The sequence below is a fragment of the Streptomyces sp. NPDC018693 genome (assembly GCF_044391385.1).
Lineage (GTDB): Bacteria > Actinomycetota > Actinomycetes > Streptomycetales > Streptomycetaceae > Streptomyces.
Genome location: NZ_JBIRZZ010000003.1, coordinates 467,251 through 490,092, shown reverse-complemented (window position 1 = coordinate 490,092; position 22,842 = coordinate 467,251). Strand labels below are relative to the sequence as shown.

24 protein-coding genes are annotated in these 22,842 nt (G+C 69.5%); 1 reads left to right on the top strand and 23 read right to left on the bottom strand.

The features are described from left to right. Positions 1-237: 237 nt before the first annotated feature. Positions 238-1,329 (top strand): acyltransferase family protein, encoded by a 1,092-nt coding sequence (locus ACH5AC_RS10590; RefSeq protein ID WP_398861341.1) that lies wholly within the window; start codon positions 238-240, stop codon positions 1,327-1,329. A 64-nt stretch (positions 1,330-1,393) separates the two neighbouring features. Here ACH5AC_RS10590 and ACH5AC_RS10585 read toward each other — a convergent pair whose 3' ends face one another. The 23 genes from ACH5AC_RS10585 to ACH5AC_RS10475 all read right to left on the bottom strand — a co-directional run bounded on the left by ACH5AC_RS10585 (position 1,394) and on the right by ACH5AC_RS10475 (position 22,709). Further along, on the bottom strand, positions 1,394-2,815 hold the full coding sequence (locus ACH5AC_RS10585) for a DUF6177 family protein (protein ID WP_398861340.1): 1,422 nt from the start codon (positions 2,813-2,815) through the stop codon (positions 1,394-1,396). Positions 2,816-2,819: 4 nt separating this feature from the next. Further along, positions 2,820-6,794, bottom strand: coding sequence for a type VII secretion protein EccCa (gene eccCa, locus ACH5AC_RS10580; RefSeq protein WP_398861339.1), 3,975 nt, complete (start codon positions 6,792-6,794; stop codon positions 2,820-2,822). Positions 6,795-6,842: 48 nt separating this feature from the next. Continuing rightward, positions 6,843-8,177 carry a MinD/ParA family protein gene (locus ACH5AC_RS10575; RefSeq protein ID WP_398861338.1) on the bottom strand — a complete coding sequence of 445 codons (1,335 nt, stop codon included), beginning with the start codon at positions 8,175-8,177 and terminating at the stop codon, positions 6,843-6,845. Between the two features lie 61 nt (positions 8,178-8,238). Beyond that, on the bottom strand, positions 8,239-9,594 hold the full coding sequence (gene eccD / locus ACH5AC_RS10570; RefSeq protein WP_398861337.1) for a type VII secretion integral membrane protein EccD: 1,356 nt from the start codon (positions 9,592-9,594) through the stop codon (positions 8,239-8,241). 85 nt (positions 9,595-9,679) lie between these two features. Then, a complete protein-coding gene (locus ACH5AC_RS10565; protein ID WP_398861336.1) occupies positions 9,680-9,994 on the bottom strand; it encodes a hypothetical protein in 315 nt (104 codons plus the stop codon). Positions 9,995-10,048: 54 nt separating this feature from the next. Continuing rightward, the gene (locus tag ACH5AC_RS10560; protein WP_398861335.1) at positions 10,049-10,492 is read right to left on the bottom strand and encodes a phosphohydrolase; all 444 of its coding nucleotides are present in this window, start codon (positions 10,490-10,492) and stop codon (positions 10,049-10,051) included. 147 nt (positions 10,493-10,639) lie between these two features. Then, the gene (locus tag ACH5AC_RS10555; RefSeq protein ID WP_398861334.1) at positions 10,640-11,215 is read right to left on the bottom strand and encodes a DUF6508 domain-containing protein; all 576 of its coding nucleotides are present in this window, start codon (positions 11,213-11,215) and stop codon (positions 10,640-10,642) included. 145 nt (positions 11,216-11,360) lie between these two features. Continuing rightward, positions 11,361-11,759 (bottom strand): hypothetical protein, encoded by a 399-nt coding sequence (locus ACH5AC_RS10550; RefSeq protein ID WP_398861333.1) that lies wholly within the window; start codon positions 11,757-11,759, stop codon positions 11,361-11,363. A gap of 72 nt (positions 11,760-11,831) precedes the next feature. Beyond that, entirely contained in the window at positions 11,832-14,312 is a 2,481-nt protein-coding gene (locus ACH5AC_RS10545; protein WP_398861332.1) for an ADP-ribosyltransferase, read from the bottom strand. After that, positions 14,309-14,659, bottom strand: a complete 351-nt coding sequence (locus ACH5AC_RS10540) for a DUF6507 family protein (protein ID WP_398861331.1) — start codon at positions 14,657-14,659, stop codon at positions 14,309-14,311. Before ACH5AC_RS10540 ends, ACH5AC_RS10545 begins: the two co-directional genes overlap by 4 nt. An 86-nt stretch (positions 14,660-14,745) precedes the next feature. Then, positions 14,746-15,060: a pore-forming ESAT-6 family protein gene (locus ACH5AC_RS10535; RefSeq protein ID WP_398861322.1), complete on the bottom strand. Its 315-nt coding sequence runs from the start codon at positions 15,058-15,060 to the stop codon at positions 14,746-14,748. A gap of 60 nt (positions 15,061-15,120) precedes the next feature. Continuing rightward, the gene (locus ACH5AC_RS10530) at positions 15,121-15,453 is read right to left on the bottom strand and encodes a hypothetical protein (RefSeq protein WP_398861321.1); all 333 of its coding nucleotides are present in this window, start codon (positions 15,451-15,453) and stop codon (positions 15,121-15,123) included. A 162-nt stretch (positions 15,454-15,615) separates the two neighbouring features. Next, the gene (locus tag ACH5AC_RS10525; RefSeq protein ID WP_398861330.1) at positions 15,616-15,903 is read right to left on the bottom strand and encodes a toxin-antitoxin system YwqK family antitoxin; all 288 of its coding nucleotides are present in this window, start codon (positions 15,901-15,903) and stop codon (positions 15,616-15,618) included. After that, entirely contained in the window at positions 15,891-16,268 is a 378-nt protein-coding gene (locus tag ACH5AC_RS10520) for a toxin-antitoxin system YwqK family antitoxin (RefSeq protein WP_398861329.1), read from the bottom strand. The genes ACH5AC_RS10525 and ACH5AC_RS10520 overlap by 13 nt, the downstream gene beginning before the upstream one ends. Then, on the bottom strand, positions 16,268-16,648 hold the full coding sequence (locus ACH5AC_RS10515; RefSeq protein WP_398861328.1) for a toxin-antitoxin system YwqK family antitoxin: 381 nt from the start codon (positions 16,646-16,648) through the stop codon (positions 16,268-16,270). The genes ACH5AC_RS10520 and ACH5AC_RS10515 overlap by 1 nt, the downstream gene beginning before the upstream one ends. Next, complete coding sequence (locus ACH5AC_RS10510) at positions 16,648-16,920, bottom strand: hypothetical protein (protein WP_398861327.1); 273 nt, start codon at positions 16,918-16,920, stop codon at positions 16,648-16,650. The genes ACH5AC_RS10515 and ACH5AC_RS10510 overlap by 1 nt, the downstream gene beginning before the upstream one ends. Before the next feature lie 5 nt (positions 16,921-16,925). Beyond that, the gene (locus ACH5AC_RS10505; RefSeq protein ID WP_398861326.1) at positions 16,926-17,576 is read right to left on the bottom strand and encodes a hypothetical protein; all 651 of its coding nucleotides are present in this window, start codon (positions 17,574-17,576) and stop codon (positions 16,926-16,928) included. A gap of 51 nt (positions 17,577-17,627) precedes the next feature. Then, complete coding sequence (locus ACH5AC_RS10500) at positions 17,628-17,933, bottom strand: hypothetical protein (RefSeq protein ID WP_398861325.1); 306 nt, start codon at positions 17,931-17,933, stop codon at positions 17,628-17,630. 90 nt (positions 17,934-18,023) lie between these two features. Then, positions 18,024-20,273, bottom strand: coding sequence for a hypothetical protein (locus tag ACH5AC_RS10495; protein WP_398861324.1), 2,250 nt, complete (start codon positions 20,271-20,273; stop codon positions 18,024-18,026). Then, on the bottom strand, positions 20,270-20,620 hold the full coding sequence (locus tag ACH5AC_RS10490; protein ID WP_398861323.1) for a DUF6507 family protein: 351 nt from the start codon (positions 20,618-20,620) through the stop codon (positions 20,270-20,272). Before ACH5AC_RS10490 ends, ACH5AC_RS10495 begins: the two co-directional genes overlap by 4 nt. 92 nt (positions 20,621-20,712) lie before the next feature. Next, positions 20,713-21,027 (bottom strand): pore-forming ESAT-6 family protein, encoded by a 315-nt coding sequence (locus tag ACH5AC_RS10485; protein ID WP_398861322.1) that lies wholly within the window; start codon positions 21,025-21,027, stop codon positions 20,713-20,715. Positions 21,028-21,087: 60 nt separating this feature from the next. Next, positions 21,088-21,420 (bottom strand): hypothetical protein, encoded by a 333-nt coding sequence (locus ACH5AC_RS10480; RefSeq protein WP_398861321.1) that lies wholly within the window; start codon positions 21,418-21,420, stop codon positions 21,088-21,090. A gap of 101 nt (positions 21,421-21,521) precedes the next feature. Further along, positions 21,522-22,709: a PP2C family protein-serine/threonine phosphatase gene (locus tag ACH5AC_RS10475; protein WP_398861320.1), complete on the bottom strand. Its 1,188-nt coding sequence runs from the start codon at positions 22,707-22,709 to the stop codon at positions 21,522-21,524. Between the last annotated feature and the right edge of the window lie 133 nt (positions 22,710-22,842).

The window sequence follows — 22,842 nt, the reverse complement described above, 5'->3', positions numbered from 1 at the left end:
GGCCACGCCCGCACCGCACCCCCGCACAACAATTCGACCGGCGTACTGACACGCCGAATTGAAGAATTTCGTCGCCATATTCACACAATCTGCGTACAGCCAATGCGAATTACCGTCACGAGCCGTCGACAACACCTCCAACTCCCCATCGTTTGTCCCTTTTAGTCGGGATTTAACGCGGATGAATCGTGACATCGAGGACAGCCGTTCCGTTGATCACGGAACGATTAACAGGTAATGACCTGGAGGGTTTTACGTAAACCCGCGGGCGCCGCTAGGGTGCCTCAGATGTTCCAGCGTGACGCGTTCTTCGACAATGCCAAGTACCTGGCGATCGTGCTGGTGGCCGTGGCCCACTCCTGGGAACCGCTGAAGGGCGACAGCCGGACGCTGCAGGCCGCGTACCTGGTCGTGTACGCCTTCCACATGCCGGCGTTCATCGTCGTCTCCGGGTTCTTCTCCCGGAGCTTCGACGGCAGCCCCGGACGGCTGCGGCGGCTCGTCACCGGGGTCGCCGTGCCGTACGTCGTCTTCGAGACCGCCTACACGCTCTTCCGGCGCTCCGTGGCGGGCGAGCACGCGGACGTCACCCTGCTCGACCCCTGGTACCTGACCTGGTTCCTGTGCGCGCTGTTCGTCTGGCGGCTGACCGCACCCCTGTGGAGGCTCGTGCGGTGGCCGCTTCCCGTCGCGCTCGGCATCGCCATGCTGGCCTCCTTCTCCCCCGGCATCGGCGACGACCTCGATCTGCAACGGGTCCTGCAGTTCCTGCCGTTCTTCGTGCTGGGCCTGTGCCTGAAGCCCGAGCACTTCCGGCTCGTGCGGCGGCGTGAGGTGCGGATCGCGGCGGTTCCCGTCTTCGCGGGGGTGCTGGGGTTCGCGTGGTGGGCGGTACCGCGGACGGGCGCGGGATGGCTGTATCACGCGGATTCCGCGCAGGAACTGGACATGGCGTGGTGGGTCGGGCCACTGGTGCAGCTCGCGTTGTTCGGGGCTGCGGTGGTGCTCACCGCGTGCTTCCTCGCCTGGGTGCCGGGACGGCTGATGTGGTTCACGCCGCTGGGCGCCGGGACGATGTACGGCTACCTGCTGCACGGCTTCCTGGTGAAGGGCGCGGATTACCTCCGGTGGTACGACCATGGGGTGCTCCACAGCCCTGCCGGCGCCGTGCTGGTCAGTGTGCTGGTGGGGCTCGCCGTCACGCTGATGTGCACGTCGCCCGTGCGGCGGGTGTTGCGGGGGGTCGTCGAGCCTCGGATGGGGTGGGCGTTCCGGGAGGACGCCGTACAGGTGGCGCGGGCTCGGGAGCGGGAGAAGGTCGCGGTCTGAAGGCGCGGGGACTGGCGGCTTTCGCTTGTCGGTGGTCGCTCGCGCAGGTCCCCGCGCCCCTGGGTCAGTCGCCCTTGAGGTGTCTCATCAGCTGCTCGAAGTCCTTCCAGGCCGACAGGTCGGACGGGTCGCCCGGCAGTGGGTAGTACAGGGACGGGCGGGTCTTCGGGCCCAGCTCCAGCGGCGGCTCGGAGAGGGGTGTGCGCCTCGCCCGGTCGCCGGGCATGGTGCGGACCTCTTCCGCGCCCAGGACGAAGGCGTAGGGCACACCGGGGCCCTCGAAGTGCGGGGGGACGGAGAGGTCGCGGCGGGCCCGGCGGATCTGGACCAGCATGGACTGCAGGTCGTGGCGGGTGGCGAGGGCCTCGGCGGCGCGCCGGACGGCTTCCGTGGGGGGCTCCTCGGCGGGGCCGTAGCCGAAGGAGAGGGTGATGTCCTCCTCGACGCCGGCCTTCGTACGGGTGACGCGGACCGTTGCCAGGCCGGGGCGCTCGGGGGTGCCGACGACCACGAACCAGGTGGGTTCCGGGGCGCGTTCGAAGGCCACGTCGGTGAGCTGGCGCAGCGACCAGGGGAGGTTGGCGGGCTCCTCGGTGCCCCAGCCGGACGGGGGCTCGCCGGTGATCTCACGCCACACCGCCTCCAGGGCGCCGCCGAGGACGAGGCGGTCGTCGGCGGGGTGGACACAGCGGAAGGAGATCGCCAGCTGGCGTTCGCCGGTGTCGGCGGTGTTCTCCCTGAACGTCTCGGCCATGGGTGTGCGCGGGTCCCTGGCCGTCGCCTCCGGGGACCGGACGGTCACGAAGAGGCCGTTGTTCCACTCCAGGACGGCGCCGGACAGGCCGTCGTAGTAGCCGCACCTCTCGTCCTGGACCACCCAGCGGGAGGGCCAGCCGGGCAGGTTGTGGCGTACCGCCGGGGAGAGGCGGGTGCCGGCCGGGGTGACGATCTGCAGGCCCAGTTCGGCGTCGGCGGCGGCGCGGAAGGTGTCCGCGAGCCACGCCGTCATCGCCACCACCGGGCGGTCCTGGATGACCACCGCGACCTTGTCGGTGAGGACGTCCACGGCGGGCTGGGCGGCGGCCGGGACCGGCGCCGCGCTCACCCCGTCGGTCTTGACGACGGCCAGGGAGCGGGCCGCCTCCGGGGGCCAGGCGGTGCCGCCGACGATGGTGGCGATACGGGCAGCGAAGGTACCGGCCAGCGCCTCGGCCTCCTGCACGCCGGTGGTGGCGCGGGCCTCGGTCCACCAGTAGGGGACCTCCGGTTCGTCGGCGCCGAGCAGCCGCTGCGCCTCGCCCCGGACCTGGACCAGTAGGGGTGCCTCGACGGAGACCAGGGGGCGGCCCTGCTCGTCGTGCAGGCGGACCAGCGCGCCGTTGCCCTCGGCGCCGACCAGCTTGTCGGGGCCCCCGGAGAGCAGGCCCGCGAGCACGCTCAGCGGGTCGGGCATCTTCTTCGTGAGGGCGATGACGTCCTTCGTCACGGGTTCACCTCGGCTCCGCGTAGACGGTCTGGATCAGCCGGGTCGGCTCGCCCCTGCGGACCAGCACGCCTCGGCCGGGCGGCTGCTGGGAGGCGTAGACACCGGTGTAGAGCTGGCCCTCGCTGCGGTCGCCGGCCATGACGAGGGCGGTCGCGCCGGATTCGCGCAGGCCCATCATCAGCGGCTCGTACAGGCCCCGGGAGGCGCCCGCGACACGGCGGGTGAGGACGAAGTGCAGGCCGATGTCCTGCGCCGAGGGGATGTACGGCACGAAGGGTGCAAGGGGCTGCTGGCCCGCGGTGGTGAGGACGTCGTAGTCGTCGACGAGGATCACGATGCGCGGGCCCGCGAAGCTGCCCGGCTCCAGGTCGCCGCCCTCGGCGTCGTCGGGGAGCCGCTTCTCCAGCTCGGTGGCGATACCGGCGGCGAGGCCGCCGCACAGCTTGGCGTTGTAGGCGTAGCCGCCCCGGTACTCCTCCGGGATGACGCCGCGCAGGCCACGCCGCGGGTCCATGACGCCGAAGACCAGCTCGTCGTCGCCGTAGCGCTCCATGAGGCCCTGGGCGACCACCTTGAGCAGGTTGGTCTTGCCGCACTCGCTGTCGCCCATGATCAGCAGGTGCTGGTCGTGGTGGAAGAGGTCGAGGAGGACCGGGGCGAGCTTCGTCTGGTCCAGGCCGACGGGGACGCGGCGCGGTTCGGCGGCCGGGGTGGGCAACAGGTGGGGCTCCAGCACGTGCGGGAGGACCCGTACGGGTGCGGCGACCTCGCCGGTCCAGGTGGCGCGGACCTGGCGGGCGGTGCGCTCCAGGACCGCGCCGAGGTCGGCGGTGTCGGGCAGTCCGTCGGTACGGGGCAGGGCGACCTGCGCGAAGAGCTTGCCGTCGGTGAGGACGCGGCCCTTGTCGTCGGCGGAGAGGGTCTGGGCGAGCTTGCGCTCGATGCTGGACTCGCTCGCGTCGTTCAGGCGCAGCTCGACGCGGGTGCCGAACTGCGACTGGGTGGCGATGCGCACGTCGTTCCAGCGGAGCATGCCGGCGACGACGTGGATGCCGTAGCCGCTGCCGCGCTTGAGGATGTCGACGACCGCGTCGTCCAGCTGCTCGAAGTCGTCGCGCAGGGCGCCGAAGCCGTCGATGAGCAGCACGATCTCCGTGGAGGCCAGCTCGGGCAGCCGGCCGGCGGCGCGCAGGGTGCGCAGCTGCTCGATGGAGTCGATGTTGTGGATGCGGAACAGCTCCTCGCGCTGGTCCAGCATGCCGCGCACCGAGTCGATGGTGCGGGCGGCGCGCTCCCGGTCGGCGCGGCCGGCGACGCCGCCGACGTGCGGCAGGCCGGAGAGCGCCTGGAGGCCGCCACCGACCAGGTCGAGGCCGTAGATGCCGACTTCCTGCGGGGTGTGGGTGAGCGACAGGGAGAGGGCGAGGGTGCGCAGCAGGGTGGTCTTGCCGGACTGCGGACCGCCGATGATCGCGGCGTGGCCGCCGGCGACCGTGAGGTCCAGGTACCACTGGCCCTGCCACTGCTTGGTCGGGTCGTCGAGCAGACCCAGTGGGGCCTGGAGGGGGCCGCGGCGCTTGGCGAGCTGCATGCCGCGCGGGCCGACCTCCAGGGGTCCGGCGACCTTGTCGAGGGCGATCGCCTCGGGCAGCGGGGGCAGCCAGATCTGGCGGACCGGGCGGGCGCCGGAGTTCTCGATCTGGTCGACCATGACGCCCATCTCGGTCGGCCCGGTCTCCCGGCGCCGCATCTTGGGCTCTTCCGGAGCGGCGTTCTCGTCCTCGCCGAGGGTGTTGTACGCCTCGTACTCCAGGGCGAGCGGCCCGGTGTCCTCGGTCTCGCGCTGGACGGGGCCGCTGTAGGCGCCGGAGACGTAACTGGCCTTGAAGCGCTCGTAGTGGCTGGTGTCGACCTTGAGGTAGCCGAAGCCGGGCAGCGGCGGCAGGTGGAAGGCGTCGGTGGTGTCGAGGACCGTACGGGACTCGTCGGCGGAGAAGGTGCGCAGGCCGAGCCGGTACGACAGGTAGGTGTCGAGGCCCTTGAGCTTGCCGCCCTCGATGCGCTGCGACGACAGCAGCAGGTGCACGCCGATGGAACGGCCGATGCGGCCGATGGACAGGAACAGGTCGATGAAGTCCGGCTTGGCGGTAAGGAGTTCACCGAACTCGTCGATGACGACGAAGAGGTGCGGCAGCGGGTCGAGGTCGGGGCGCTTCTCGGCGCGCAGGGCGGCGTAGTGGCCGATGTCGGCGACGTTGCCCGCGTTCTTCAGGACCTGCTGGCGGCGCTTGACCTCGCCGGCCAGCGAGGCGTGGACGCGCTCGACGAGACCGGCCTGGTTCTCCAGGTTGGTGATGACGCCGGCGACGTGCGGGAGGTCCGCGAAGGGGGCGAAGGTGGCGCCGCCCTTGTAGTCGACGAGGACCAGGGCGAGGTCCTCCGGCGGGTGGGTGGCGACCAGGGCGAGGACGAGGGTGCGCAGCAGCTCGGACTTGCCGGAGCCGGTGGCGCCGACGCACAGGCCGTGCGGGCCCATGCCCAGCTCGGAGGACTCCTTCAGGTCGAGCAGCACCGGCTCGTGGGAGTCGCTGATGCCGATCGGCACGCGCAGGAAGGCGCGTTCGCCGCGCGGCGCCCACAGCCGGGACAGGTCCAGGTCGGCGACGTCGTCGATGCCGAGGAGTTCGGCGAAGTCGACCGGGCCGCTGAGCGGGGCGTCGGAGGCCATCGAGTCGGCGGACAGCCGCAGCGGGGCGAGCATCCGCGCCAGGCCCTCGGCGAAGGGCACGCCGACCTCGTCGACCGTGCCGTGGGCGCTGATCGGCTCGGCCTCGCGGAGGTCCTCGATGACGACGTTCTCGCCGTCGACGGTGATCCGCACCCCGACATGGCCCGGCTCCTGCACCCGCTCGTCCAGCAGGTGCAGCACGGTCACGCCCATCTCACGCAGGCCGACCGCGTCGTCCGGGCGGGGCAGGTCGAAGGCGTCGTCGCCGTGCGCGTCGGCGACCACCAGCAGCCGCGACGACATCGACAGGGCGTCCCTGCCGGACAGTCCGCGCCGCACCTCGGCGGCGTAGGAGGCGCGGCGGCGCAGCTCGGGCCCGATCTGCCGGGCGAGCTGCGGCACGGACGGCGCGATACGGCGGGCGGCGACCGGCCCGTCGAACTGCTCGGCGTCGAGCAGGTGCGGCAGCCACTTGGCCCACTCCCAGTCGGCGATCCGGTCACCGGCGGCGGCCAGCGCCATCGGCACGTCGTCCGGGGCGTGCATCGCGGCGGCCTGCACGATCAGCGCCCGGGCGACCCGCAGGGTGTCCTCCCGCCGCCCGATGACGGTGATGTTGCCGACGCGGTCGAGCGGGACGGTGAGCGGGAGTTCGGTGCCGGTGCGGAAGCGGGCGGACAGCGCGGACGCCTCGTTCAGCATGAACTGGTCCGGCGGTGTCAGCACGGACGAGCCCTGCTGACCGACCTTCAGATCCCGTACGGGCATCTCGCCGGTGCCGACCCGCACGCGCAGGAAGTCGCCGTCCAGGCGGCGCCGCTCCCACAGCCGCGCCGGGTCACGGACGATGTCGTAGAGCGCGTCCGGCGGCGGGTTGAGCACCTGGGCCCGCTCCCGGCGCTCCTTCTCCTCCTTCGACAACTCCTCGCGCAGGTCCTCCAGATAGGACAGATACGCCTCGCGCTGGGTGCGGCGGGTGCGCTGGGCCTTGCCGCGCTGCGAGAAGACGAGCGTCAGGGAGCCGACGATGGTGACGACGAGGATGATCGCGCCCAGCGCCGCGAACTGGCTGTTGCGCACGACGGTCATCATCACGACGGACGACATCACACCGGCGACGGGCAGCAGCGAGGTCGCGATGGAACCCGCCTTGCCCTCGGGCAGGTTGGGCGGGGCCTCGATGGTGCGCGCCTCGGTCGGGGCGGGCGGCCGGGTGGTCCGTGCCGGGCGATGGATCAGTCGGGTGCTCATCGTCTTTGCCTCTGCGTCCTTGCCTCTGTCGGTCCCTTCAGGGCGGGTTCAGCGGCGCTTCTGGGAGAGTTCGAAGACCTCGGCGGCCAGCAGGGTGGCCGACTGCCGGGTCGCACGGGCGAGCAGGTCGGTGCGGATGGCGCCACCGGCCGCGAGATGCCGGTCGTACGGCAGGACCCGCACGGTCACCCCCGTCGCCTTCAACTGCTCGGTGGCCTTGCCGAGGTCGAGCCCCGGGTGCGGCACCGTCTCGGTGAGGACGACCACGGTCGTGGCGATGATGTCCCGGGGCAGGCCGCGCATCCAGTCCAGCACGGCGTGCGTGCTGGCGACACCCTCCAGCGTGGCCGGCACGGTCAGCACCCGGGCCTGCGCGGCGACCAGCGCGGTACGGGCGACCTCGGCGGGCAGGGTCTCGCAGTCGACGACGGTGACGCCGAAGTAGCGGCGCAGGTTCACCATGACCCGCTCGTAGCCCCTGGTGTCGAGCATCGCGCCGACCTGGCCCTGGCTGCCCGGCAACAGCCAGGCGTTCTCCGGGAGTTGGACCAGGTAGCCGGTGACGTCGAGCAGCGACATCTGCGGTTCGGCGATGGCGGCGAGGTCGCCGGTCGTCCAGCGCAGCTGCTCCGCGCCGAGCCTCAGCGGCAGCGAGCCGAGCGCCGGGTCCGCCTCGATGATCAGCACCGGGTCCTGGCGGTAGTGGGCGTACGTCGTGCCGAGCAGCGCGGCGGTCGTCGTCTTGCCGGAGCCGCCGCGGATGGAGGTCACGGCGATCTGGCGGCCGGTGGTGACCGCGCGCTGGAGGATCTCCGCGGTGGCGGTTGTCTCGGCGACCTCGCGGGCCGCCGAGGACGACACGGTCCGCCGTACGGCGCGCAGGGCACGGGCGGTGAAGGGCTCGCCGTGGCGGGGCTTGAGGCCGGTGGCGGCGAGGCGCTTGTCGAGGACGGGGCGGGTGTCGGGGGTGGAGCGGTTGGCTCGGTGGGGGGTGGGCTGGGGGGCTTGGGGCTGCTGCGGCTGCTGCTGGACCGGCTGCTGGTACTGCTGCTGGGCGGCAGGGTCGGCGTACGCCTGCTGGTACTGCTGCTGGGCCGCCGGGTCGGCGTGCTGCTGCTGCGGGTAGCCGTAGGCCGGTGGTGGGGTGGGCTGCTGCTGTTGCGGATAGCCGTACCCGGGGGCGGGCTGCTGCTGTTGGGGATAGCCGTAGCCGGCGGGCGGCTGCTGCTGAGGTTGCGGCTGGGCCGGCTGCTGAGGCTGCTGTGGCTGGGCCTGCTGCTGTTGCTGCTGGGGCTGTGGGCGGGCAGGCTGCTGGGGTGTGCCGCCGCCGTTTCTCAGGTCGCGCAGTACGTCGTTCTGCCAGTTGTTGTCGCCGCTCGGCATGTCGCCCTTCTCCCTTTGCCTCGTCGTCCCGCCCGCAGCGCCGACGTATCGCCTCAAGACCTCAGAACTTGTCGAGCAGTTGCCCGTAGATGCCGAACACCCCGACGGCCAGCGGGAACAGCCCGATCACGCCGAGGGACTCGACGAGATCGGCCAGCCGCCGCAGCCGGACCCGCACATGCTCGGGCGGCTCGATCGCGAGGACGAGCAGCGGCAGCAGCGCGGCGGCGCCCAGCAGGGCCAGGGCCCCGGCGCCCCCGGCGTGGTCCAGCCACAGCATCGCGAGCCTGACGACGAGCACGCCCGCCGCTCCGAACAGCGCCACGACCTCGGCGACCAGCGGGAAGGCCCGGGCCCGCGACAGCAGCACCACGGCGGTCAGCGAGGCGAGGGTCACCGACCACCAGGTCGGCTTGTCGGCGGTGGTCAGCAGCCAGCCGCCGGCCGCGGCCGACGCGGCGACGACCACGGTGGCCAGGGCCAGCCCGCGGTGGGTGGCGGCCAACGCGTTGGAGACCTGGTGCCGGCTGACGGACACGCCCGTGGACCGCTTGTCGTCGAGGCCGGTGAGCCCGGAGGCCATCAGCGCGAACCGCGGCAGCAGGCCGAGGACGACGATGGAGAACACCGCCATCACGGCGCCGAGCCGGTCCGGCCGGTCCTGTACGGCGGCCACGGCCTCCCAGACGGCGGCGACGGCGACCGCGGCTCCCGCGCCGATGAGCCCGCCGCGTCCGAGGGGCGAGAAGTAGGCGAGCAGCACCAGGGCGAGGACCAGCGCACCGACGACACCGGCGAGGCGGGCCTCGCCCGACCAGTCGTAGGCGTCGGCGGCGGTCCAGGCGGCGAGCAGGCCGAGCCCGCCGGAGGCGAGCAGCAGCGCGGTGGCCAGCCCCAGGTTGCCGTCGCCGATCTTCGCCACGGCCGCGCCGGTGACGAGGAAGAGCACGGTGGCGACGGCGAGCGCGGTGGCGACGGACTCCAGGGCGAACTCCTGCCGGGCCAGCACCGCCGCGGCCACGGCGAAGGCGACGGTGGCGACGCCCGCGCTGACCCGGCGGGCGGCCGGACGCCAGCGCCAGCCGTGCAGATCGAGGTCGTCGGCGACCTGGTCGGTGACGTCGTGCACGACGGGCGCGGGGGGTGCGGCGTGCGCGCGGACGAGCTGGAGGACGGCGCCGTCGGCGACCTCGGCGGAGGACAGCGTGGCGTCGTTCGGCAGGACCGAGCCGTCGGAGGTCACCAACTGCCGTGTGGTGGGCCGGGAGGCGACCCGGTCGTCGAGCAACCGCAGTATGTCGGGCAGCAGTTGACCGATCGGGGTGTCCGACGGCAGCACCAGGTCGGCGCGTCGCCGCTCACCGATCAGGGTGATACGGCTGAGCTGGGTCCGAGACGTCGTTGCAGTGCTCACCACTCACCGGAACCTATCATCGCGTCGTTTCGGCCATCTGCGCGTGCTGAGTTGACCACGTCACCCATCTCCACGCCCTTCATGCCCTTCACTGCTCCTCCCCACCCGTGCTCGGGCTCGTGCTGGGGGAGGGACCGGGGCTCGCGGGGTTGTACAACTGCTCCTGCCGCTGCTGTTGCTTCTCCTTCTCGGCCTTCTGCTTGGCGAGGGTGGCCTGGAGGAAGGACCAGCCGATGCATCCCGCGCACAGCACGGCGGCGATCGCGATCCCCGCGAAGATCTTGCCGAGCCGCTCGTCCATCGTCCGCCGGCCGCGCTGGGCGCCGAAGAGCAGCGCGTCACGCATCCGGCGCCGCCGCACTGCCACCGACTCGAGCAGCTGGCTGTCGTAGTCCCGTGCCATTAAGTCGTCGTCGTCCTGTGCTGGATGCCGTCAGTCGTCAGTTGCTTGGGGTGTTCAGTCGTCGGGACCGAGCCCGAGGTACCGCCGCATCGCCGCGTACTTCTCCGTCAGCCGCCGCGCGGTCGCCTCGTCGAGTACGGCGAGCCGGTCCGGGTCGGCGTTGTGCGCGAGGTCGGCCGCCTTGACCAGCCGGGCGCCCGGCGTGTCCAGGATCCGCCGCGCGTACGCCTCCGGCGGCTCGCCGGGCCGCTTGCTCATGGCCCGTACGACGTCCTTGGTGCGCTGCGTGAGATCGGCCGCGTCGAGCCACTCCTCGCTGAGCGCGTCGTCCTCCAGGGCGTCGTGCAGCCAGGCGGCGGCGACCAGCTCGTCACTCCCGCCCCGCGCTCGCACCCCCTCGGCCACGGCCCGCAGATGCTCGGCGTACGGCCGCCCGGCCTTGTCCGTCTGCCCGGCATGCGCGGCACACGCGACGGCCTCGACCTCAGCGAGACTCATACCCACGGCGCAAACTCCCCCTCACTTTGCCTGTGCAACATAAGGCACGGGGGGGTGGGGAGTACACCCGGGGGGCTGGGGCGCACCGCTCTCACAGTGCTGGTGGCGTGAGAGGCGGGAGAACCTCCACGGAACCTGCACACGTCCTCACCGGCTGCCGTACCAGGCGCGGAGGGATCCGACGGCGGCGTCCAGCAGGCCGTCCCGGGCGGCTTCGCCGATGGTGCCCTCGCTGATCCGCTCGGCGTAGACAACCGCGGTGGCAGCGCGCACGGCGTCGGCGGGGGTGAGCCGACCGTCCGGCGGAACCCGGGGGAACGGCTTCCCACCCCACCGGTACTCCTGCGTGACGGCTCTCACGGCTCGCAACGCGGCCAACGCCCGCTGCAGCGGCTCGCTATAGCGGGGCCCCGGGATGAGGTGCACGCCATCCGGCCGCGTACCGCCTCCCACCCACTCGGTCTTACGGTCCTCGTCGGTGAGGGCGTCGAACGCGTCGGCGAGTTCCCGCCAGGCGGCCTCGTCCTCAACGGCGAGCTGGTCGAGCAGCCGCTGGTCGTCGGCCTCGGTGACGGTGTCGGCGAGTTCCTCCACGACGTCCAGGGACGCCGCACCGACGACCGGTCCGGCGCCGGGGGCGCGAGCGAGTTCGGCGAGCACGACGATCGGGGCGATCCGACGCCGCCTGGCCTCGTAGAGCTGCCCGGACCATGCCTGCGACACCCTCCACGCCTGACTCCCGCCCTCGGCCCGCAACGTCCAGCCGACCTCGCCCTTGGCGTGGTCGCCCCATACGTATCCGACGACCTCGCCGTCGGGGGTGCTGACGGGGAAGTACCAGACGGGGTGGCGGGGGTCGGGCAGCGATTCAGCCTTCAGCAGCCCGTTCCTTCAGCGTGGCGAGGTTCGGGGCCTCGGTGAGGGAACCACGGACGACATGGCTCGTGTCGTTGTCGTTCGAGCCGGCCGCCAGCTCGGCGAGCAGAGCCGTCGGAGCGAGGTCCCGGGCCTTGCCGGCGCGCAGGGCCCGTAGCCACCGTGCACCGGCGTTGACGGCATCGTCGGACAACCCCGGCGGCACAACCCAGCCGGCCGCGCCGTCCTGGTCGTTCGCCCACACGTAGCCGATGACAGCACCGGCACGATCGGCGACGCTCAGGTAGGCGACGGGCCCATCGGTGCGACGGCTGTACGTCGCCGGGCCTGCCACCTGCTTGAACTGGAAGTCGTCCTCGAAGCGCGAGGGTCGTGGTTGTTCACTACTCATGAAGTCCATGTTTCTGTATGCCTGCCTGATCCACGACGAGGGGCCTGTCCCGCGGCCACCGAGCACCGTCTGCTACGGCTTCGGTACGACCTCCCCGTAGACGTGCCACTTGCCGCCTTCCTGGAAGACGCGCGTCACCTTGTACTCCGTACCACGAGCGAGCAGCAGCTCCCGCTCCCCCTTGTTCACGGAGATGTGGTCGATCCAGAGTGCGGGTGTCCCCTGCGGCACCCGTAGGTGCATGATCATCGGCTTGTAGTCGAAAGCGGCGTTCTTGCCGAGCGACGTGGAGGTGAACCCCTCGTCCGTGAAGGTCCTGCCCTCCATGTCGAGCAACGAGTCAATGTCGGGCTCGTCGAGGATGTGGTCGAAGCCGGTGCCCCGGACGACCATGATGTCCTCGGGCACAGGGCGGGCGCCCATGACGCGATCCATGTCGTCGACGAGATCCTGGACCTCAGGCTTCAGCGGCACGTGAGTGTCGCGCAGCTGACCGTTGATGGTCTGGTAGTAGAAGTCGCTGTACTTCTGGAGCGCGCCCTTGGCCTTGGGATCGAGGTTGTCCAGGAAGCCGTTCCAATAGGCGTCGCCATACGCCTTGCCCGCCGCGTCGCTGGTACTGGGGTAGGGATTCGTGCCCCGCTCCAGCTCGGCCCTGGCGACCGCGTGCTTCTGCTCGCCGGACAAGTTGTCGAACTCGTCCGCCGATACGCGCGGCTCGTATGCGAACGGCTCCCCCGAACCGGGGCGCCCAGGCATGTCGTCCGCGTGGCCGCTGACCGGGACGTCGGCGCCGTGGTGGAGACCGACGTCAACGGCCGTGTCTCCGAGGCCGGTGGAGTCGCCCACGTCCGTGTGGTCACCGGCGTGTGCCGCATCGTCGGTGTGGCCGGTGCCGTGTGCCGCGTCGTCCGTGTAATTGGTCGGGACGTCGGGGCCGCCCGTGCCGTGCGGGGTCGTCGTCGGGACGTCGTGGGTGGCGGCGGTTGTCGGGGTGTCGTGGTACCAGGGTGACGGGGCCGTACCGGAGGGGACGGCTGCGCTGCCCGTGGGGTGCGGGGTGCCGCCGTGGACGCCGTCGGGTGCGGTGTGCGTGGCGGTCGGGACGGTGTTGTCGGCCGTGTGGGCGGCGGCGGGGAAGCCGTCGGGGGCCGTGTGCGTGGCGGCGGGGACGCCGTCGGGGGTCGTGTGGGTGCCGGTGGGGATCGTGTTGTCGGCCATGTGGGCGGCACCCGGGAAGGCCGGCGTGTCCGGGGTCTGGATCGTCCAGTGGGACGGGAGGCCGGCAGGGTTCGTCGGGTACGACGCCGGAGCCGTGTTGTGGGGCATCGTCGGCGTGCTGTCGATGGTGGTGCCGTTGGGCGTGAGCAGGTTACCGTTCGGGTCCATCAGGTTGCCGTCGGGCAGCTGGACGGTGCCGTTGGGCAGGGTCGGGATGTCGATGTTGCCGACGCCCTTCAGCGCCGCCGAGATGTCCCCGATCTTCGACAGACCCGCGCCCGCGCCCTTCGCGATGTACGTCATCGGGTCGATGACCTTGCCGGCCGTACCCAGGACACGCGCGACCGCGCCCGCCTTGCCCGCACCGGCCACACCCGCACCCGCACCACCCGTGAAGACGGTGGTCAGGACGTTGAAGGTCACCGCACCGGCAGCCCGGCCGGGGTTCTTGCCCCACTCGTCCCACGCCACCAGCGCCTTGCCGGTCTCCTTCATCGCCGTACGGGAGTCGCGGATCCAGGAGGGGAGCTTGTCGTCGGGGAGCAGCCAGAACGCCGTACCCACACCCGGGATCGCGGTGATCGCCAGACCGGTCGCGAGCTGGGCGAGGCCCTTCCACGCCTGGCCCATCGCCTCCCAGCCACCGAAGCCCACCAGCGTGCCGAGACCCTTGATCGTGCCCCAGATGCCATCCACGATCAGGCCGTCCCACACGAAGGACTTCACCCAGTGGCCGACCTCGTACCAGTGGTGCTTCTCCTCCACCGGGTCACCCCAGGGGAGTTTCGCGTTCTGCATGTCCTCGGCCGAGAACCCGTACTGGTCCGTGCGCTCCGAACCGTCCCCGGCGACCATCTGGGTCCCGCCCCAGATCGCCGTGATCTTGTTGTGGCAGGTCCGCTCCGCCGCCCAGAACGCGGCGACGGTGTTGGTGATGTCGTCGCGGATCTGGTTGTGCTCGTCGACCTTGTCGCCGTCGTACTCCCACTCGTCGTCGTCCTTGACGGAGTCGACGAACGTGTGCGCCTTGGTCTTCAGCTCCTTCAGCTTCGCCACCAGCGGGCGGATCTCGGTGGCGTACGAGGACAGCGCCGACGACACCGTCTCCAGGTCGCCGGCGAAGGCGTCGGCCTTCTCCTGCACCGGCTTGGTGGTGGCGAAGAGCTTCTCCGCCTCCGGTGCCTGGTAGAACGCCGACAGGCCCTGGAACTGGGAATGGACGTCCTTGCCGGTGGTACGGACGTTGCCCGCATCCTTCTTCAACGCCGCGTGGTCCAGCTCCAGTTGGGCCAGGTCACCGGTGAACTGGGGAATCTGGTCTGGCTGAATCACGCCTGGCCCGCTCCCGGCATGTCGAGCTTCGGCGCGGCAAGCGTGTTGCGCTGAGCCAGCGCCGCCATCTCCTCGTCACCCTTCAGATAGGCCGTCGTCGCATCGACGACACCCTGCATCGACTTACCGGCCCGCGCCGCGACGAACTGCAGATCCTTCGCCGCCCGCTCCGCGAACTGCGACAGGGCCAACGCCACCAGGCCGCCGGCCGCCTGCTCACCGTTCGCACCCGTCGTCGCATCGGCGGAGATCGTGCCCGCGCTGGTCGCCGCGGACGTCAGATGGTCCCCGAAGTCCTTCGCATACGTCTCCAGGTTCGACGCCGTCTCCCCCGTCGTCGTCAGCACACCGGAAATGCCCTGCGGTTGCAGATCCCACCCAGGCACGTTTCAACCCCGTTCTCGAACTTGCCTACACGCCAACGAACCGGCCGTCAGCCGATGTTGTCGACCGCGGCCTTCGCCCTCGACAGCGTCGACTGCGCCGTACCGTCGTTCTGCTCCAGCGTCGACTTCAGCAGCGCCACGATGTTCTTCACCTCAGTAGAAGCGCGGTTCCACCGCTGCTCCTTACCGTGGTACTCATCCGCCACACCATCAGCCTGGAAGTCCGCCATCGCAGCCTTCACCTGACTGTCACGCGCCGTGATCACCTGCTCCAGACGCGCCACAACCGCCTGGATGTTGCCCTGCGCATCCGCCGACGCACCCGAGTCATACGACCGACGGTCCGAACCCGCACCCGCCATCACAAACCAACTCCCCGTGAAGAAGAAAGAAGAAGACCGAACGGAACCAGAGACCCGGAACTACCGCGCCCCGAACCGCGCCGCGTCGAAGTTCGCCGCCGCCATCTGCTGACGCGCGTTGTCACCCTGCTCCTGGTCACCCGAGCTGAACGCCGACTCCATACCCGTCTGACCACCCAGGATCGCCGACAGCGACCCGTTGAGGTCCGCCGCGATCTCATCGGCCCGGGCCTTGAACTGGTCGAACATCACGCGGCCCGTGCCGTTGAACTTGCCCTCCAGCGGCGCCGCAGCCTGCACCAACTGCCGGATCAACGACCCCAGATCATCACTCGAACCACGCGAATCACGCATCAGCGTCGACAGCGTCTGCGCACCCATGTCGAACTTCACGGTCGAACCCGCCTTCCCCCGTCAGGGCCTCTCCAAGCGCATCACGCGCACTACACGGTCGACCTCATCCCTATCAACTGGCCGATTCCCTTCGCAATCGAGGGCCCCAGTCATCACAGAGCAACCACAAACCCGTGACCTAACCATGGGGACATACAACCCCTACGAGAACATACGCGACCAGCACCTCACCAGCCGCCCGCTCTCGTCCCACGCCCGGTGCGACACCAACTCCCCGTCGTCGGCGAACTCCTTCTCGGAAGCGAGCGCGCCGCCCGGGTACCACTCCCGACTCGGCCCATGCACCAACCCGTCCTGGTAGCTCTCAAGACTCACAAGCGCACCACCGAGATACTCCACGGCCTCCCCCGTGAACAACTCCCCCTGATACAGCAGCCGCAGCGACCGATCGATGTCGACGCCGGGCCCATCGATGTCTATCCGCCGCATGCGCGCTGCCGCCACGTGCGGATCGGCTGACCACGCTCGTCCCAGGTGCAGTCCTCCAGGAGCGTCATCCCGTTCTCGGCGAACACCTGCCTCGCCGCGAGCACCCCGTTGGCATGCCACTCGTTGAACTCACCGACGGGCAGGCCGTCCCGCAAGGTCCCCTCCGAACGAAGCGTGCCGTCCTTGTACCACTCACGGGAGGGCCCGTTCTTGTAGCCGTCGACATAGGTGTCGAGGCTGACGAGACTCTCACCGAGGTGCTCGGTCACCTCTCCAGTGAACGGTTCACCTCGGTAATACAGCCGCTCCGAGTCGTCCATGTCCACTTCGGGATCGTCGACGTCGATGCGCTCCACTGCTGCCATCAGGGAATACAAGGAAGCTCGGTGTTGCCCCAAGTACGAGTCGGGCGCCCTTCTTCATCCCACTCGTATTCAGCTAGAGGCGTCTTGCCGTCCTCACTGTTGAGCATGCGTCTGGCAAGGCACCCGTTCGAATGCCAACGCTTGAACTCGCCGGAGACAAACCCCATTCGCATAACACCCTCTGCCCGCAGCGTCCCGTTCTCATACCACTCACGGTAAGGGCCGTCCTTGAATCCGTCCGCATAGGTGATCAGACTTACCATGCTCCCCGCCAAGTGTTCCACCACCTCCCCCGTGTAGGGCTCACCGGCATACAGCAGCCGTTGATCGAACGCGACATCCACCTCGTCGTCATCGATGTCAATGCGTCGCCCCTTCATCAGCGCCGCCTTCGCTTGATCGCTTCAACCGGAGCACGTGACCGGACGGCCCTGGACAGGGCGCTGTTCGACCTCTCAGGACTCAAATTTTCCCAAGCCCGGATCGGACGCCCCTCCTCGTCCCACTCATCGTGCGACGCATACGTCACGAGGGACACCCGATGCCCTGCGAGAAACTCCTCGACTTCACCCGTGAAGAGCGCGCCCCGATACAGCAACCGCTGAGCGTAATCGAGGTCCACGTCAGGATCGTCGATGTCGATGCGCCGCATAGGAGTCATCTTTGCCGGGCCTCCATGAGGGCATGTTCCGCCCGCGTGGCCCAGGTCGCGTCGGCAGGGTGCACGACGGCGATGACGAGGGTCAGTTGCAGGCCAAGGTCAAAGGAGGGCCGATTCGTCGCGGGCCATCGCGCGATACCGCGAGCTACGACGGCCTTCAACACAGGCAGGCACTCGATCACCAGGTCACGACACAGCAGGGAACCGATGTGCCGGTCGAACCGAACCCGGTCCGCGATGCCCAACAGAGCGCACGCCGCTTCGACACGCGAAGATGCCGTACCACGCTCGTCGACCATGTCGACGCTGTTCCCCACGGCATCCGCAAGCACCCCGAACGTGTCGTCCTGGCCGTGCAACCTGTCGTACGACGCACCGCGCCACGCGACCGACTCAAGTGCCCCCGCCGCTTCGACGACGGCCGCGTATCCGGCCTCGTCCGCCCAGCGGGTCAGCGCCACACAAGCCAGGAACCTCCCGGCAGGATCCTCGGCCGCGTCCCAGAGCACCTGCGTCAACGGCTCGGAACGGCCACGGTAGCCGCCGTCGAGACCGTCGCTGATGACGTCGTCGGGGATGGCGGGCGATCCGTCGAAGTCAACGAACAGCAGTTCGGCGACTCGGCGGCTGGGCTCCCATGTGCTCACGCGTCCTGACCTCGAATCGCGTGCCCTCGTGCTCACCGCAGAGAGACGCTGTCACAGTCGGCCGCGGATGTTCTTGGCGATCTCCATGAGGCTCGACAGGTCTTCGGGTGGCATTGCATAGCGGAAGCTCCTGATGCGCTCCACGAACTCGTCCGGCAGGGCCACATGGTGGGTCCGCACGTAGAACCACAGGTCTCCTCGCCACACCCACTCCCCGTCCGAGTAGATGGAGTCGCCGCCCATGATGGACTCACCGGAACCCAGAACATCCTCGGAGGAACCCATGACGCTGAAAAGGTCATGCCCGGCCAGTAGATACTGGATGATCTCCTGCTCGTCGACATAGGCGGAATCCATGAGGAAGTCCCGCACGCTTCCCCTCGACGACCCGAAAGAAGCCGGCCATAGCTCGTGGAAGTGATCTGCGATCTTCATGGGAAACCTTGTCTAGAGCACAGGAAGGAACGTTCGCCAGTAACCGTTGTTGAAGATTGTGGGTTCCTGGCCAGGGCCGAGGAAGCGGTCCGTTCCCACCTTATCCGTGGGTGCCCTGACCGGGACACCCAACTCGTTCGCGACAGCCTGAGCTGCCGGAATACCCAGGGGCCGGCCTGCCGCATCCGTAGCGACCGTACCCGAGTGGCAGGAGATGAGACGTACCGGACCGCCGTCGTAACTGGGATTGTTCCTGATGGCTTCCGCGATGTGACTCGGGTGAGTGTTCGGCGCCGGGAAGTCCACTCCGGCCTCATTTCGTCGGCCCGGGACGAAGTAACCCTCTCGGTTTCCGTGGACGACGACATCGTGATATCCGTCCAACGGCTTGACGCGATCGAAGTTCGCGATGGTGTTCCGGTCGTAGCCGATCGCGGTCGAGCCCTCCCTGAAGTACACATGATCACCCGAGTCAAGGATGACGTCGCCCAATTGCTCGGGTGGAACCGCAATCGTGGACTCGGGAGCGACGCGCGCCTCGGCGTCGCGACGGGATCCCATGAGCTGAGCGTCGTCCCCGCCCATGTGAAGAACTTCGTCTCCGGGCCCCGCAACGGGATCGCCGACCCGACCATCCGAGCTGTCAGGCGTGTGGTCTCCGCCTGGTAGACCATCGGCCTCCGACTGGTGGGCTGGTACCTCATCACCTGTGTGTCCGACATGGTCGGGAACAGCTTCGCCGCTCCCGCGCACCATCCCATCACCGCCCTGACCATGCGCCCCGGCCATGGCCGGCTCCCGCAACGGCGAGTCGACATGAGTCATCTCCGGACTTGCGGTCGACGTGGTCGTTCCGTGCCTGTCGACACCGCCGGGAGCCTCGTCCGCGCTGTGCACGACACTGCCCTGCTCGTTGAGGATGTTGCCGTCCGGGTCGTAGTAGCGGGCTGGGGCGCCGTCCTCGGTGGGCAGCTTGACCGTGCCCTCCGGCAGCGCCGGCGTGCTCTCCGGCAGCCTGACATTCCCGTCCGGCAGCCGAGTCGCCCCCTCCGGAATCGCTGCTCCCTCCGGTAGCCGCACCGTGCCGTCCGGGAGCACCGCCGAGCCCTCCGGCAGCCGGACCGCGTTCTCCGGGATCGCCGGGATGTCGATGTTCCCGACGCCCTTCAGCGCCGCCGAGATATCCCCGATCTTCGACAGACCCGCGCCCGCGCCCTTCGCAACGTAGGTCATCGGGTCGATGACCTTGCCGGCCGTACCCAGGACACGCGCGACCGCGCCCGCCTTGCCCGCACCGGCCACACCCGCACCCGCACCACCCGTGAACACGGTGGTCAGGACGTTGAAGGTCACCGCACCCGCAGCCCGGCCGGGGTTCTTGCCCCACTCGTCCCACGCCACCAGCGCCTTGCCGGTCTCCTTCATCGCCGTACGGGAGTCGCGGATCCAGGAGGGGAGCTTGTCGTCGGGGAGCAGCCAGAACGCCGTACCCACACCCGGGATCGCGGTGATCGCCAGACCGGTCGCGAGCTGGGCCAGGCCCTTCCACGCCTGGCCCATCGCCTCCCAGCCACCGAACCCCACCAGCGTGCCCAGGCCCTTGATCGTGCCCCAGATGCCATCCACGATCAGGCCGTCCCACACGAAGGACTTCACCCAGTGGCCGACCTCGTACCAGTGGTGCTTCTCCTCCACCGGGTCACCCCAGGGAAGCTGCGCGTTCTGCATGTCCTCGGCCGAGAACCCGTACTGGTCCGTGCGCTCCGAACCGTCCCCGGCGACCATCTGCGTCCCGCCCCAGATCGCCGTGATCTTGTTGTGGCAGGTCCGCTCCGCCGCCCAGAACGCGGCCACCGTCGCCGTGATCTCGTCACGGATCTGGTTGTGCTCCTCGACCTTGTCCCCGTCGTACTCCCACTCGTCATCGTCCTTCACCGACGTGACGAACGTCTGCGCCTTCGTCTTCAGCTCCGCCAGCTTCGACACCAGCGGACGGATCTCCGTCGCATACGAGGACAGCGCCGACGACACCGTCTCCAGGTCGCCGGCGAAGGCGTCGGCCTTCTCCTGCACCGGCTTCGTCGTCGCGAACAACTGCTCCGCCTCCGGCGCCCGGTAGAACGCCGACAGACCCTGGAACTTGGAATGGACATCACTGCCCGTCGTCCGGATGTTCCCCGCGTCCTTCTTCAACGCGGCATGGTCCAGCTCCAGTTGGGCGAGGTCACCGGTGAACTGAGGGATCTGGTCGGGCTGGATCACGCCTGGCCCACTCCCGGCATGTCGAGCTTCGGCGCGGCAAGCGTGTTGCGCTGAGCCAGCGCCGCCATCTCCTCGTCGCCCTTCAGGTACGCCGTCGTCGCGTCGACGACACCCTGCATCGACTTACCGGCCCGCGCCGCGACGAACTGCAGGTCCTTCGCCGCCCGCTCCGCGAACTGCGACAACGCCAACGCCACCAGGCCGCCGGCCGCCTGCTCACCGTTCGCACCGGTCGTCGTGTCGGCGGAGATCGTGCCCGCGCTGGTCGCCGCGGACGTCAGATGGTCCCCGAAGTCCTTCGCGTACGTCTCCAGGTTCGACGCCGTCTCCCCCGTCGTCGTCAGCACACCGGAAATGCCCTGCGGTTGCAGATCCCACCCAGGCACGATCAACCCCCGTAGATCAGAAAGTCACCTGCGGATACAGCCTCAAAGGACCGTCAGCCGATGTTGTCGACCGCGGCCTTCGCCCTCGACAGCGTCGACTGCGCAGTACCGTCGTTCTGCTCCAGCGTCGACTTCAGCAGCGCCACGATGTTCTTCACCTCAGTAGAAGCGCGGTTCCACCGCTGCTCCTTACCGTGGTACTCATCCGCCACACCATCAGCCTGGAAGTCCGCCATCGCAGCCTTCACCTGACTGTCACGCGCCGTGATCACCTGCTCCAGACGCGCCACAACCGCCTGGATGTTGCCCTGCGCATCCGCCGACGCACCCGAGTCATACGACCGACGGTCCGAACCCGCACCCGCCATCACAAACCAACTCCCCGTGAAGAAGAAAGAAGAAGACCGAACGGAACCAGAGACCCGGACCTACCGCGCCCCGAACCGCGCCGCGTCGAAGTTCGCCGCCGCCATCTGCTGACGCGCGTTGTCACCCTGCTCCTGGTCACCCGAGCTGAACGCCGACTCCATACCCGTCTGACCACCCAGGATCGCCGACAGCGACCCGTTGAGGTCCGCCGCGATCTCATCGGCCCGGGCCTTGAACTGGTCGAACATCACGCGGCCCGTGCCGTTGAACTTGCCCTCCAGCGGCGCCGCAGCCTGCACCAACTGCCGGATCAACGACCCCAGATCATCACTCGAGCCGCGTGAATCGCGCATCAGCGTCGACAGCGTCTGCGCACCCATGTCGAACTTCATGGTCGTACTCGCCTCCCCCGTTGGGACGTGTGTGCCACATCTGTACGCCTCCCATTGGTAGCAACTCAACGCTTGCCTGTGCAATCGGGAGTCGGCCGTAGTTACGTACGTGGGACAGTCGTCGTGGCCGTCGGACCCTCGCGGCAGATCAGCAGAAGGGCCCGGTCGTCGTTGACGTCCCTGGCCACCGCCTCGATGAGGTGCCAGGCGGCGCCCTGGAAGCCGCCGGCGACATAGCGGTCGGCCTCGCCGGTGAGGCGGTCGATGCCCTCGACGATGTCGCGGTCGGAGGTCTCCACGAGGCCGTCGGTGAAGAGCATCAGTACGTCGCCGGGGCGCAGCGAGCCCTTCACGGGGTCGAACTGGGCGCCGTCGTAGACGCCGAGGAGCGGGCCCTCGGCGGCCTTCTCCTCCCAGCGGCCGCTGCCCGCGCTGAGTTGGAGGCCCGGCGGGTGGCCCGCGGAGTACAGCTCGTAGTCGCCGGAGTCCAGGTCGAGGACGAGGTGGATGGAGGTGGCGAAGCCCTCGTCCCAGTCCTGGCGGAGGAGGTAGCCGTTGGCGGCGGGGAGGAAGGCGTGCGGGGGCAGGGAGCCCAGGAGACCGCCGAAGGCGCCGGACAGGAGCAGGGCGCGGGAGCCCGCGTCCATGCCCTTGCCGGAGACGTCGGTGAGGACGACCTCCAGGGTGCGGCCGCCGTTCGTACGGGCCGCGACAACGAAGTCACCGGAGAACGACTGGCCCCCGGCCGGGCGCAGCGCCATCTCCCGGTGCCAGCCCTTCGGCAGCTTGGGCAACTTGCTCTGGACGCGGATGCGTTCGCGCAGGTCGAAGAGCATGGTGCCGCCGCGCCGCCAGGGCACGCCGACCCGGCTGCGGAACTGGGCGATCAGCAGGCCGAAGAAACCGCATGCGGCGACGACGAGGACCACGCCGGGGGTGACCCGGGAGGGGCCCTCGGTGTACGGGCCGAGGCGGACCGACTCGACGATGAGTGCGGTGGCCGCGGCGGCGTACAGGCCGAGCAGGCTCGCCGGGCGCAGCAGCAGACCGCCGGCGACGATGGGCAGGACCAGCGCGGCCGGTGAGATCCACACCTCGTCGGCGAGGGTCGCGACGGTGATGAGCGGGATGGTGAGCATCAGGCCGGCCAGCGCGATCCAGTCGGAGCCGTCGCCGCGGAAGTAGTCGACGGCGCTTCTGCGCACGCCGGTGCGGACCCGGTGCACCAGGTGCTTCAACCGGGCCGTGAACGTCTCGGCTGCCGAGCGCCGCTGTCGTCCTGCTGCCATTAGTTCGGGACCCTATCCATCGAACCCGCTGCTTGGCACGGGAGGTCCCACTTGTCCCCCGTCCGAGGCCCGACTTCGCAGTGAACTTCGCAGAAAGCGCGTGCGCCGGGGGAGGGAGAAATCCGGTCGCTCG

Coding starts and splice junctions, on each gene's coding strand:
- ACH5AC_RS10565 (WP_398861336.1), bottom strand. CDS start 9,994: ATGGCACGGGACTACGACAGCCAGCTGCTCGAGTCGGTGGCAGTGCGG.
- ACH5AC_RS10525 (WP_398861330.1), bottom strand. CDS start 15,903: ATGCGGCGGATAGACATCGATGGGCCCGGCGTCGACATCGATCGGTCG.
- ACH5AC_RS10560 (WP_398861335.1), bottom strand. CDS start 10,492: ATGAGTCTCGCTGAGGTCGAGGCCGTCGCGTGTGCCGCGCATGCCGGG.
- ACH5AC_RS10485 (WP_398861322.1), bottom strand. CDS start 21,027: ATGGCGGGTGCGGGTTCGGACCGTCGGTCGTATGACTCGGGTGCGTCG.
- eccCa (WP_398861339.1), bottom strand. CDS start 6,794: ATGAGCACCCGACTGATCCATCGCCCGGCACGGACCACCCGGCCGCCC.
- ACH5AC_RS10510 (WP_398861327.1), bottom strand. CDS start 16,920: ATGCGGCGCATCGACATCGACGATCCTGACGTGGACCTCGATTACGCT.
- ACH5AC_RS10515 (WP_398861328.1), bottom strand. CDS start 16,648: ATGAAGGGGCGACGCATTGACATCGATGACGACGAGGTGGATGTCGCG.
- ACH5AC_RS10480 (WP_398861321.1), bottom strand. CDS start 21,420: ATGAAGTTCGACATGGGTGCGCAGACGCTGTCGACGCTGATGCGCGAT.
- ACH5AC_RS10575 (WP_398861338.1), bottom strand. CDS start 8,177: ATGCCGAGCGGCGACAACAACTGGCAGAACGACGTACTGCGCGACCTG.
- ACH5AC_RS10550 (WP_398861333.1), bottom strand. CDS start 11,759: ATGAGTAGTGAACAACCACGACCCTCGCGCTTCGAGGACGACTTCCAG.
- ACH5AC_RS10535 (WP_398861322.1), bottom strand. CDS start 15,060: ATGGCGGGTGCGGGTTCGGACCGTCGGTCGTATGACTCGGGTGCGTCG.
- ACH5AC_RS10520 (WP_398861329.1), bottom strand. CDS start 16,268: ATGGCAGCAGTGGAGCGCATCGACGTCGACGATCCCGAAGTGGACATG.
- ACH5AC_RS10500 (WP_398861325.1), bottom strand. CDS start 17,933: ATGGATTCCGCCTATGTCGACGAGCAGGAGATCATCCAGTATCTACTG.
- ACH5AC_RS10590 (WP_398861341.1), top strand. CDS start 238: ATGACCTGGAGGGTTTTACGTAAACCCGCGGGCGCCGCTAGGGTGCCT.
- ACH5AC_RS10475 (WP_398861320.1), bottom strand. CDS start 22,709: ATGGCAGCAGGACGACAGCGGCGCTCGGCAGCCGAGACGTTCACGGCC.